This window comes from Amycolatopsis sp. NPDC051106 (assembly GCF_040682775.1).
GTDB lineage: Bacteria > Actinomycetota > Actinomycetes > Mycobacteriales > Pseudonocardiaceae > Amycolatopsis.
Genome location: NZ_JBFBBQ010000157.1, coordinates 1 through 11,830, shown reverse-complemented (window position 1 = coordinate 11,830; position 11,830 = coordinate 1). Strand labels below are relative to the sequence as shown.

At 72.7% G+C, this 11,830-nt stretch carries 7 protein-coding genes; 1 reads left to right on the top strand and 6 read right to left on the bottom strand.

Translation table 11 applies throughout. The features are described from left to right. Positions 1-161 precede the first annotated feature (161 nt). Positions 162-698 (bottom strand): TetR/AcrR family transcriptional regulator C-terminal domain-containing protein, encoded by a 537-nt coding sequence (locus AB0M83_RS47120; RefSeq protein ID WP_364528877.1) that lies wholly within the window; start codon positions 696-698, stop codon positions 162-164. Between the two features lie 94 nt (positions 699-792). On the opposite strand from AB0M83_RS47120, the gene AB0M83_RS47115 reads away from it, so the two are divergent. Beyond that, on the top strand, positions 793-1,938 hold the full coding sequence (locus AB0M83_RS47115; RefSeq protein ID WP_364528874.1) for an NAD(P)/FAD-dependent oxidoreductase: 1,146 nt from the start codon (positions 793-795) through the stop codon (positions 1,936-1,938). 33 nt (positions 1,939-1,971) lie between these two features. Here AB0M83_RS47115 and AB0M83_RS47110 read toward each other — a convergent pair whose 3' ends face one another. The 5 genes from AB0M83_RS47110 to AB0M83_RS47090 form a co-directional block, all read right to left on the bottom strand. Continuing rightward, complete coding sequence (locus AB0M83_RS47110) at positions 1,972-3,540, bottom strand: hypothetical protein (RefSeq protein WP_364528871.1); 1,569 nt, start codon at positions 3,538-3,540, stop codon at positions 1,972-1,974. A 3-nt stretch (positions 3,541-3,543) separates the two neighbouring features. Further along, positions 3,544-5,517 carry a hypothetical protein gene (locus AB0M83_RS47105; protein ID WP_364528869.1) on the bottom strand — a complete coding sequence of 658 codons (1,974 nt, stop codon included), beginning with the start codon at positions 5,515-5,517 and terminating at the stop codon, positions 3,544-3,546. Between the two features lie 181 nt (positions 5,518-5,698). After that, complete coding sequence (locus AB0M83_RS47100) at positions 5,699-6,964, bottom strand: acyl-CoA desaturase (RefSeq protein WP_364528866.1); 1,266 nt, start codon at positions 6,962-6,964, stop codon at positions 5,699-5,701. Between the two features lie 16 nt (positions 6,965-6,980). Further along, the gene (locus tag AB0M83_RS47095) at positions 6,981-8,078 is read right to left on the bottom strand and encodes a ferredoxin reductase (RefSeq protein WP_364528863.1); all 1,098 of its coding nucleotides are present in this window, start codon (positions 8,076-8,078) and stop codon (positions 6,981-6,983) included. Between the two features lie 55 nt (positions 8,079-8,133). Next, the gene (locus AB0M83_RS47090; RefSeq protein ID WP_364528860.1) at positions 8,134-11,463 is read right to left on the bottom strand and encodes a glycosylhydrolase-like jelly roll fold domain-containing protein; all 3,330 of its coding nucleotides are present in this window, start codon (positions 11,461-11,463) and stop codon (positions 8,134-8,136) included. Between the last annotated feature and the right edge of the window lie 367 nt (positions 11,464-11,830).

The following is an 11,830-nucleotide window of genomic DNA, read 5'->3' as shown; positions in this document are numbered from 1 at the left end:
CGCCGTAATCGCCGCCCCTGCCCACCGGCCCTCCCTCCCGGGGCCGGCCCGGCCGCTCCGGCCGGCTCGGCAGGCCCGGCCGGCCCGGCAGGCCCGGGCCTGCCGTCGGGCCCCCGGCCTGCCAACCAGGCTTGCCAACCTTGCCGGGCCCCGGGCCGGCCTCACGACGGCAGTGACTCCTTGATGCCGGTGATGATCAAGTCGAGCCCGGCGCCGAAAGCGCGGTCGCGCTCCTCCCTGGGCCACCCGGTCTTCCTCGCCTGCTCCTCGGTCGTGAAACCGTTGGCGTAAGCCAGCACCGTGTCGACCGCGACCGTCGCCGTCTCCGTCGTCACACCCGCGCCGGCCAATGCCTCGACGAGGTTCTCGAACACCGCGATCGCCTCGGGGCCCGGGTCGTGGAAGCCCGAAATGAGGCGGGCGCCGTCGCGGTGGGACAACATCACGTCGCGCATGCCCGAGGCCGCGCCGCGCAGCAGCTCCTCCCAGGGCGCGTCGGCCGGCAGCGCGGAAGCGGGGCCCACCAGCGAAGCCACCATCGCGTCCAGCAGCGCCTGTTTGCTCGGGTAGTGCCGGTACAACGCACTCGCGCGCACCCCGAGCCGGCTCGCCAGGAGGCGCATCGTCAGCGCGTCCAAGCCGGCCTCGTCGAGCAGCTCGATCGCCGCCTGCAGTACCTCGGTGCGCCGCTGCCCCACGAAAGTCCTCCGAAAACCCGGGCTTGACAGTCCTGCCCCGCCTACGTGAACAATGTACACGTGAACGTTGTTCACCTGGAGATGGGGGATCACGATGACACGGATTCTGGTGATCGGCGCCGGACTCGGCGGGCTGACGCTCGCGCACGCCCTGGTCCGCGCGGGCCTCGACGTCCGCGTGTTCGAGGCCGACGACGGCACCGGCGAACGCACCCAGGGCTACCGGATCGGCCTCGCACCGCCGGCGATGGACGCCCTGCGCGAGAGCCTGCCGCCGCGGCTCTACGCCCTCGCCGAAGCCACCAGCGGCAGCCTGACCGGGCCGGGACTGCTCTTCGACGAACAGCTCACCCTGCTCAGCAGCGACTTGCCCGGGCCGGAGGAGTCGAGGGCGTTCGACCGGCAGGTGCTGCGGCAGATCCTGCTCGGCGACCTCGGCGACCGGGTCTCCTTCGAAAAGCGGCTCAAGAGCTTCACGGAAGATGAGGAGACCGTCACCGCCTTCTTCGCCGACGGCACGAAAGCCACGGGTGACGTCCTGGTCGGCGCGGAAGGCGGGAACTCGGTGGTGCGCCGCCGGGTGGTGCCCGAGGTCCGGCTCGTCGACGCCGACCTGTGCGGCGCGATGGGCCGCACCCCGGCCACCGACCGCTTCCGCCGGCTCGTCCCCGGGCGCGGCACCATGGTCAAGGGGCCGGCGGTCACGCTGATGCTGGGCCGGATGGACTTCGACCGGGAGCCGGCGGAAGCGGCCGCCGAGCTCGTTCCCGGGCTGCCCGTGCCGCGGCGGGAAAGCTACGTGCGGTGGGTGCTGCTGGTCCCGCCGGACCACCCGGTGGCCGCCGGGCCGGCCCGGGAGGACGCCCGCGAACTGGTGCTGGAGCTGATCGACGGCTGGCATCCCGATCTCCGGGCGCTGGTGCAAAGCGCCGACCTGAGCGCCGTCGGCCGCTCCAAGGTCTTCGACCGCCCGATGCCACCGTGGCCGGTGAGCCGCGTGACGCTGCTGGGGGACGCCGCGCACCAGACACTGGCCAGCGGCGGAAACGGGGCCGTCACCGCGATGCAGGACGCCGTGCGGCTGAGCGCGCGGCTGACCGAGGTCGACCGGGGCCGGGAGGACCTGCTCCCGGCGTTGGAGCGCTACCAGCGAGATCTGCTGGACCGCGGGAACGCGGCGGTCGAGGTGGGCAAGCAGGCCTTGCGCAGGTTCGTCCCGGCCGCGGGGGAAGCGCGCTGAACGAAGATCGGCGGCTGCCCCCGGCGAGCCGGGCTAAGAATAGGTCCAGTGACCCAGCCAAGATTCGCGCCACGCCACCGTCAGCTCGCTCACCCCGTCCACACCGGACTGGTCCACGTGGGCCTTCCACGCCTCCTCCAGCGCCGCGCACAGCTTGGACGCGGGCAGCTCGACCCCGCCTGAGGAGAACTGGCGCAGGACCGACTTCGGGACCGCCAGCTTCGCCTTGCCCCGCACCACGGACTGCTCGGTCGCGCGGCAGATGAGGTACTCGACGGTGGCCAGATCACCCGCCGAGCCGGTGGTGTCCGGTGACACCCGGGGCGCGACCTGGGCCAGGGCGCGGTACAGGCAATCCAGCGGGGCGGCCAGCCCCCGGTGCTGGCGGGCGATCTCCCACGACACCCACACCGCCATGCAGTCGGGCATCTGGAACGGGCGGTAGGCGAACGCGGGACCGGTGAACGTCTGGTAGTCGCTGGTCGGGTCCTTCGCGGACGGGCCCGGCCCGTCGGGGTCGGGTGGCAGGCCGAGGCGCTTGAACAGCTCGCGCAGCAGCTTGTGCGGCCGGGCCGGGGTGGTGGCCTCGCCGAGCAGCTTGCCGAGGATGCGGTTCAGCCGGTCGGTGGCCACGCCGTGGATCGCCAGCTGCAGGTGGACGAACGCGACGTCCGACAGCGTCGTGGCCGCGCAGCCGACCACCCCCACCTGGGGGTAGCGCTGCAGGAACGCGGCGATCGCGTTCGTGGAGCCGACCCGCGCCGGCCCGACGAACGTCACCGGCAGGACCGCGCCGATCCGCTGGCGGGACCGGAGATCGCCCTTGTACAGCGGGGAGAACTCGCCGTCGGCGTGGTAGACCTCGAACCAGTTGCCCTGCCGGTGTCCCGGCCGCGTGTCGGCGAGCCAGAAGCTGTACCGGTGCTTCTCGCACAGCTCACGGAACCGGTCGGCCAGCTCGAACCGCGCGGCCGCGGAGGCGTCCCGTAGCGCGATCGCGAACCGGACGGCCAGCGACGCGCACGGCGACGCGATCTCCTTGCGGGTGCGCAGGTCGTGGTTGCGGGTCTTGACGACGAGCGGCAGCTGCGCCGGGCACTGCAGCGACAGCAGCGGCGCGTCGATGAGCGAGGACGCGGCGTCGGAGATCTCCCGGACGAGGTCGCGGATCGCGAGGCCGTGCCACTCGCTCACCTCGCGCGCGCCCGGGTCGATCGCGATCAGGCCCTCGAACCGCTGCGCGGACTCGTAGATGAACGTCGGGTTGGGCGAGGTCGTCTGGTGGAACACCCAGCCGCCCGAGCTCTCCTGCGGGCGTTCCGCCGGCTGGTGGCCGTCGACGCGCTCGACGACCTCGGTGCCGTCCAGGGGTTTGCGGGTGCGGGTGCCGATCACGACGCCGGCGCCGTTCGTGGCCGAGCACAGCGTCTCCAGGAAGACGGTGCTTTCGGAGCCGGCGGAGACGAGTTCGCGCAGGTAGCCGTGGCGGGCCACCGCGTGGTGCACCTCGAAGTCCACCTGCGTCACCGGCTGCCGCGCGATCTCGAAGCCGGCCCGGGCCAGGTCGGCCACGTTCCGCACGGAGATCCGCTGGGTGCGCACCCTTCACCACCCCCCGGACGAGTCGAACCGCACGTCGGCATCGAGGGGCTTGCGGCGGTCCCACGCGCCGGAGCCCGCCCACCGCGGCGCCCCGATGCGCGAGAGCGGGGTCGCCGATTCGCGCCAGGACGCCTGGCCGAACAGCACGAGCGCGGCGAGCACCGGCAGCGCGACCGCCACGGTGAGGGCGACCTGGACGACCTCGCCGCGGCTCTGCGTCGCGACGGCCGCGGCGAACCCGGCGATGGCCGCGATGCTCAGCTGGACCAGCGCCTGCGGCAGCGTGCCGAGGTACCCGAGCACGGTGCGCCGCGGCGGCAGCGACAGGCGGCTGTAGAGGAAACCCGGCAGCAGCAGCAACATCGTGATCACCGACTGGCCGTCGCCGATGTGGCCGAGCGCCTCGGTGGCGGCCCGGCCGTACGGCCACGGGCTGCCCACCAGCAGCCAGCCGAGCACGAACGACACCGTCGCGACGGCCAGCGCGTAGAACGTCACGTTGAGCGGGCCGGACTTCGTGGAGTCCTTGAGGACGAGCGTGGCGCGGATCCGGACGTGGTCGCCGCGCGGGTCGCGGCCGCCGGAGCGGCGCCAGTACGCCCGCGCCTCGTTGTCGGCGATGCCGTTGACGAGGACCAGGTCCTGCCCGAACTCCCGCTCGGTCAGTTCCCGCGCCGCCTCGCGGAGGTTCGCGGCCGTGAACTCCGGGTGCCGCCGCAGCGAGTTGTCGAGCTCGCCCACGTCGGTCCGCACCGCCTCGCCCGTGGTGGCCGCGGCGGCGAGCCGGTGGCAGGCGGGCAGGCTGCGCGGGGACAGCTCCACGCCGGACTGGCCGGCCTCCCACTTGCGGCGGCGCAGCAGGTCCGCCAGCCGCCGCAGCACGGTCTGCGCCTGCAGCTCGAGGATCTTGTGCCGGGCGCCGTCGGCCTCCTGCAGCGGCGCGGCGTCCTGGCGTTCGGCCAGCGAGAGCAGGTCGTCGGCCAGGCCGTCGACCTGGTGCTGGTCGGCGTCGGTGGACAGGTACATCCGGGAGATCTCGGCTTCCGGCGCGGTGCCGGCCACCAGGTGGTAGGACTTCAGCGTCGCCGGGATCATGGTCTCGTAGTTCACGACGTAACCGCGGCGGCTCGAGGCCAGCCGCCGCCACTGCTCCCTGGCGACGGGCTGCCGGGCGTCGACGTGCAGCGGGGTCTCGTAGCTGAGCCGGTGTTCCTCGACCGAGTCGTCCAGCGCCACCACCAGCATGTAGTCACGGACGGCGACGTTCAGCAGGTACGCGTATTCGACGAGCAGGTCCGCGCAGCCGGAGAGGATGTCGAGCGCCAGTTCCCGGCATTGCCGCCCGTAGCCGGGCACCGTGCCGCCGGCCGGGGCGAGCGTGAACTCCTCTTCCGGGTGATTCCGTTCGGTGAGCAGCGTCAGCAGCGCCTGCTGGATGAGCCAGCGCGGTTCGTGCACCTGGAACAGGAAGGTGTTGAGCTCGTGCTTGGCGGTCTGGGCGTTCTCGTCGCCGGCGAGGATCCCGCGCAGCAGCCGGTAGAGCCCGGCGGCGACCAGCCGGGACGCCTCGTGCTGGGTGAGCCGCGGCAGCTTCTGCCCGGCGCTGTCGAAGACGTCGATGGGGGAGACGTCGCGGCGCGGCAGCCGGGCCAGCGGCACCCACAGCGACCGCTGCCGGGCGGGTCGCGAAGCCGCCCGCTCGCCGTGTTCCTGCCCGATGAGGTCCTGCAGCTGCGCGGTGGCCTGCCGCTGTCCTTCGTCGAGGAGCTTGAGGCTGACGTCGACCTCGGTGCTGCGCCGGGCGGTTCCGTGTTCGACGACGGTCAGCCGCTCGGTCAGCCGGCGCACGTGGTTGAGCCGCAGGGAGGTGTCCAGCAGCGCCAGCCCGACGGCCGCGCCCTGCCGCGACAGCCGGGGCGGGGCGCCGGGAATGGGGATCGTCTCGATCGCGTGCCGGAGACTCTCGATGCCGTCCACACCAGTGAGAGTAGGAGGTGGGGCGAGTTGATACGAGCGAAATGAAGCTATTGCCCGAATGGTCGCACCACCCGCCCGGCCCGGTACTCCGGCGGTGTCTTGAATGAGTCATCCAGGACGCCACAAGACCTGAATGACTCATTCAAGACGTTTGCCCGGGACTCCGCGCCCGGCCCCGCACTCAGGCGGCGCGGCGCGGCTCCTCGTCACCCGGGTAGGGGCCGGGCTTCGGGCGGACCTTCCCGCCCGGGAACGCCAGCCTCAGGATCGTGCGGTGGACCGTGCCGAGCTGCTGGGACAGCGGGCCCGTGTTGTACGGCAGGCCGTAGCGCCGGCAGATGTCGCGGACCCGCGGGGCGATCTCCGCGTACCGGCTGCTGGGCATGTCCGGGAACAGGTGGTGCTCGACCTGGTAGCCGAGGTTGCCGCTCAGCAGGTGGAACAGCGGGGAGCCGGTGATGTTCGCCGCGCCGACGAGCTGGCGGACGTACCAGCCGCCGCGGGTTTCGTCGCGGACCTCCTCCTGGCTGAACGTGTACGTCTGGTCGGGGAAGTGGCCGCAGAAGATGATCGAGTGCGCCCACAGGTTGCGGATGATGTTCGCGGTGAAGTCCGCCCAGAACGTCGCCGCGAACGTGCCGCCGCCCTCCGCGCGCACCGCCGCGAGCTGGGCCCGCACCGCGCCCCGGCGGCGCCGGCCGCGTGCCCGGTCCGCCAGCACCCGGGCCCGGGAACGCGGCTCGGGACGCAGGAGCCGCCCGACGGCGGTCGCGGCGAGGGCGCTCACCAGCGGCCAGCCGACGTAGTCCTTCAGGATCTGGTCGCGGGCCTTGCCCGAGATGCCCTTGATGTCGTGCCACACGTCCTTCATCGGCTTCTCGCCCGCGCGGATGGCTTCGACGTCCAGGTCGTGCACCGCGACGCCCCACTCGAAGAACGCCATCAGCAGCAGGTTGTACAGCGGCTGCGCCAGGTACGCCGGGTGCCACTTCTGGTGCGGGTCGATGCGCATGATCTCGTAGCCGAGATCCTTGTCCTTGCCGCGGATGTTCGTGTACGTGTGGTGGATGTAGTTGTGCGAGTGCTTCCACGCCGCCGCGGTCGAAGCGGTGTCCCAGTCCCAAGTGGACGAATGGATGTACGGGTCGTTCATCCAGTCCCACTGGCCGTGCAGGACGTTGTGGCCGATCTCCATGTTCTCCAGGATCTTCGCGATCGCCAGGCAGCCGGTGCCCGCCGTCCAGGCCACCTTGGAGCGGGAGCCGAGCAGCAGCGCCCGGCCCGCCACCGCGATCTGGCGGTGCAGCCGGATGACGCCCTTGATGTACCGGCGGTCGCGCTCGCCCAGGTCGGCGCGCACCTGGTCGTGGATGGCGTCGAACTCGCGGGCGAGTTCGGCGAGCTGGTCCTCGCTCAGGTGGGCGAACGGGTGCGTGGGGGCAGTCATGGGTTCCTTTCTCCGTTCAGAGTTCGACCGTGACCCGGCCTTCGGCACCGTGCACGCAGGTGCGCACGATCTCGTTGTGCTTCTCGCTGACGGCGTTCGTGCGCAGGTCCCGGATCCGGCCTTCCCGGATCGGCAGCACGCACGTGTGGCACACCCCGACCCGGCAGCCGAAGGGCATGTCGACGCCCGCGTTCTCGCCCGCGACGAGGATCGGGGTGCCGGGCGGGCAGTCCGCGTCGAGGTTGCGGTGCGCGAACCGCACGGTGCCGCCCGCGCCCTCGGCGTCCGCACCGCCGACGATCGGCTGGAACCGCTCGTGGTGCAGCCGGCCGAGGTCGCCGTGGCGTTTCCAGTGCGCCTGCAGCGCGTCGAGCAGCTCGCCGGGACCGCAGGCGTAGGTTTCCCGCTCGCGCCAGTCCGGGCACAGGGTGTCCAGGTCGCCGGGGGTGAACCGGCCGTCCCGGCCGGTGATGCGCAGCTCCAGGCGGAAACCCTCGTGCTGCTTTTCGAGGGCGGCCAGCTCTTCGCCGAAGGTGACCCCGTCCGCGTCCCGCGCCGAATGCACGTGGACGACGTCGCGCAGGCCGGGCCCCGGGGCGAGGTGGCGCAGCATGCTCATCACCGGCGTGATGCCGCTGCCGGCGGTGACGAACAGCAGGCCGCGGTCGAGCCGGTCCGGCAGGGTGAAGGACCCTTCGACCTCGCCGAGCCGCACGACCTCCCCGGGGCGGACCCGCTCGACCAGGAACGGCGAGACCACCCCGCCGTCGACCTTCTTGGGGGTGACCGCGATGAGCCCGTCGGGGCGGTCCGGGCTCGACGTCAGCGAGTACGCGCGCCAGTGGTGGACGCCGTCGATGACGACGCCCAGCCGCACGTACTGCCCGGGCCGGTGCCCGACCCAGTCGAAGCCCGGCCGGATCAGCACGGTGGCCGCGCCGCCCCGCTCGGGCTCGACGCGTTCGACTCGGCCGCGCAGCTCCCGGGTCGACCACAGGGGGTTGATCAGCTCGAGGTAGTCGTCCGGGCGCAGGGGAGTGAAGAGCCAGCGCAGCGCACGCAGGGCCCGCCGTCGCAACGGCGACGCCGGGGGACGCATTCCCACTTCAGCCATGCCAGTTGAGTGTACAGACGTGCACTCAACTCGCACGCCGAGTGATGTGAAACGTTTAAGCCAGCGGCACGGTGACGAGCCGGTACGGGCGCAGGGTCACCGGCCCGAGCAGACCGGACGCGAGCACCTGCCCCCGCGCGTTCGCGCCCGTGTTCGTGACCCGCACCCGGACGCGATTGCGGCCGGGCCGCAGAGTGGCGCTCACGTCGACCCGGTACGGCGCCCACAGCCGTGACCCGGCGGCCTGGCCGTTGACCTCCACTTCGGCCACCTCGTGGACCTCGCCGAGGTCGAGCGTCCACCGCCGGCCCGCGACGGCCGGCACGTCGACCTCCGTTTCGTACCAGGCGGATCCGGAGTACGCGGGGTCCACTTCGATCCACGAGCCGAGCGCGCGCGGGGTCGACGGCGCGCCCGGCCGGTCGAACCGGAACGTCCAGTCGCCGCCGAGCGGGACGGGTGCGAGCGGGTCGGAAACGGTTGCTGTGCCACGGTAATCGCGAGCGCCGTCCGTCGCGCCGACGGTGATGCGGCCCGGTCCGGTCGCCCGCACGACCGCGGCGCGCCCGTCGATGCGCTCCACCGGCGCCGAGGCGGACACCGCGTGCAAGGGCTCCCGCCCGCCGCGGAAGACCACCAGCAGCGCGGCCTTCGGCTCCAGCCGCAGGGATACCGCCGTGCCGGCCCCGGCCGTCCGCCAGACGCCCGCCGGGGCCGCTGCCCCGGTGTCGGGGTCCCACACCTCGGGCGTTCCGGCCGCCGGGAACGTCGCGGTCAGCTCGACGGCATCGGCGCGTTCGCTCACCACGACGAACGCCTGCTCACCCCGGTTTTCCAGGCGCAGCACCCGGATGTCGGTGCGCGGCGGGTCCAGCGCGGCCGCCGCGCCGCCTGCCGTGACCACCGCGGCCGCGGCCGCACCCGGGTCCGGTGCCCGCGTCACCGAGCGCGTCGCGAACAGCTCGGCCAGGGCCGCCCGCAGGCCGGCGTCGTCGCCACCGGCTTCGCGGGCCGGTGGCGTGCCGGTGACGACCACGACGCCGCCCCCGCGGGCGAACCGGGTCAGCGTCCGCACCGCGCCGAGCGCCAGGACCGGCGTCGCCGGCACCACGACGATCCGGTACGCCTGCTGCCCGGCGAATAGGTTCGGCCCGCTCGGCCGCGCGTGGACCAGCAGCGCGGGATCGGCGTCGAGCGCGCCCTCGTCGAGGAAGTCGAAGTCCACCTGGACGTCTTCGAGCGCGTGCGCGGTGGTCAGGAACGCGGTGTCGAGCTCGGCCATCGCCGGGGTGTCCTGAGTGGACTCCGCGGCGCGCTGCGGCTGCAGCAGCGCGGTCCGCGCCACGGCCGGCGCGCGGCACGCTTCCATCAGCCGCCCGATCCAGTCGTTCAGCGGCGCGGACACCGGCCACCACGGGTTGGCGGGCTGGAACGGCGGTGGGTAGACGATCTGGTTCTCGTCGCTGAACCGCGCGTGCAGCAGCGTGTGGTTGACCCCGCGCACGGCGAACGCGCCGACGACCTCGCGGACGAACGCCGGCGTCACCGTCCACCCGGTGCCGCCCATGGCCTCCAGGTAGACCCGCTCGAGGCCCAGCTGGTGCGCGGTGCTGGCCGGGAAGCGCGACAGCGTGCGGTGGTAGCCGCGCTGGTAGTGGTCGAAGATCAGGTCGGTGCCCGGCACCTGGGCCCACTGGTTGTTCGCGTTGAGGTTGCCCGAGCTCTGGAGTTGTTCGCCCGGGCCGTATTCGTCCCAGAGCGGGTTCGAGATCAGCTTGAGGCCGTGGTCGGCCATCCACCGGCCCTGGGTGCGGTAGTAGGCGGCCGCGAACCGGTTGCTCACCGCGCGCCAGAACAGCCCGCGCAGGCGGAGGCCGTCCGCGCCGAGGTCGTCGTGCACCGCGGTCAGGGCGATTCCGGCGGACGTCCCGAGCCGGCCCAGCTCGGCGTCGAGGGTGGGGGACCAGGGGACGGTGTCGAAGGGGCCGTGCGCCGAGGCGAGGTAGGGCTCGTCGTCGGCGAAGCCGCGCAGCACCGCTTTCGCCGCCCACGGGAAGCGGCGCACGTACTCGCCGGGCACGGCGTCGAGGAACAGCCGCACCGCTTCGTCGTCCAAGAGGTCCAGGTAGGCGCGGCCGGAGCCGGTGGGCGTGCTCAGCGGGCGGACGGTGAACAGGTCCAGCTGCCACCGCCCGGCCGGCGGGGTCCACGTCCCGCCCGCGCGCGCCTCTTTCGTGAGGTCCGCGAGCGACCGCGGGTCGGCCGAGCCCGCCGGGCGGGCGGTCGCGGCGACCAGCGGCAGGCCGCCGGCGGGCAGGTCGAAGGCGTCGAGCGCGGCGGCGGTGTCGAAGGTTTCGTCGTACAGCACGGTTCCGGCGGGGTCGCGGACGGTGAGCCGGTCCCAGGAGGACCGCTGGCTCGCCACCGCGCGCACGCCGACGCGGCCGGTGGCGAAGGCGATGTCGGCCGGGGCCTGCGCGGTGCCGTCCAGCGTCACGGTGAGGTGCGTGCCCCTTGCTTCCACGATCAGGACGTGGTCCGCACCCGGGTCGAAACCCGGGACGGGGGTGCCGCTCCGCACGAGGGTGAAGGAGCCGCCGGTCTGCTGCCAGACGTCGACGGCGCCGTCGGCCCGCAGGTCGGCGAGGACGCCGTCGCCTTCGCTCGCGCTGCGCACCATCAGGCCCGCGGTCGCGCTCTCGACGCGGACCTTCGCTTCGACGTCGTAGTCCTGCCACTGGGCGCCTTGTCGCAGCAGGGTGACGCCGTCACGGGCGGCCGCGTCGACGAGCAGCCGGCCGTCCGAAACGGACAGTCCGCGGCTGACCAGCGGCACCGGGCCGCCGCCGGTGACCGTGAGCACCTGGTGCCCGACGCCCTTGAGCCGCAGGTCCGGCCGCGGCGGGTACACGCGGCCGCCGACGGTCCCGCCGTCGACGACGAGCCCGCCGGCGCGGCCGCTGGGGAAGTAGTCGTCGTTGAAGAGCCAGACGTGCATGTCGTGGCGCTGGGCCTCGCGCAGGGCGAACTCGATGACGGAGAACCACTCTTCGCTGAAGAAGGCGGGTTTCAGGGCGGCGGTCTCGAAGGGGAAGAGCAGGACTTCGTACACGCCTTGGCCGCGCAGGTCGGCGAGCCCGGCGGCGACGAGGTCCGGCGTGACGGCGCCGTTCCAGAACCACAGCACGGTGGGGCGCGAGTCGGGCCGCGGGTCGGCAAAACGGCCGGCGGGGAAGCCTGCTCCGGTGGAGGCCGCGTCGGCCGCGGGGATCCGGACGGCCACCCCGGTGGCGACGGTCGTCGCGGCGGCGAGCGCGAGCAGCCGCCGCCGGGACAGCCGGACGCCGGCGGTGGGCATGATCCGCACTTCGTCGTGCTCGGTCATGGAGCTCCCCAAGTGGATTGAAACGATTCAATGAGGAAGTAATTTACGTGACCTGGGTCACGCGCGTCAAGGACTGATCGGGGGTGAACGCGGACTTGTCCGAAGTGGACAATTGCGCCCGCGCCGGGTCTCGCTGCCGACGAGAGTGGGCGGTGTCTTGAATGAGTCATTCAGGTCTTCGGCGGTCCTGAATGACTCATTCAAGACGTTTGCCGAGCCGACGCGGCCCCCGAGTTCGCCGAACCCGGGCGGCCAGTGAGTCGCAGTGAATGACTCATTCCTGGCGCCGGACGCCAGGAATGAGTCATTCACTGCATAGGAAGAGGCCCCGCGCCAGGCGGGGACCCGCGACCCGCCGGACGAGTGC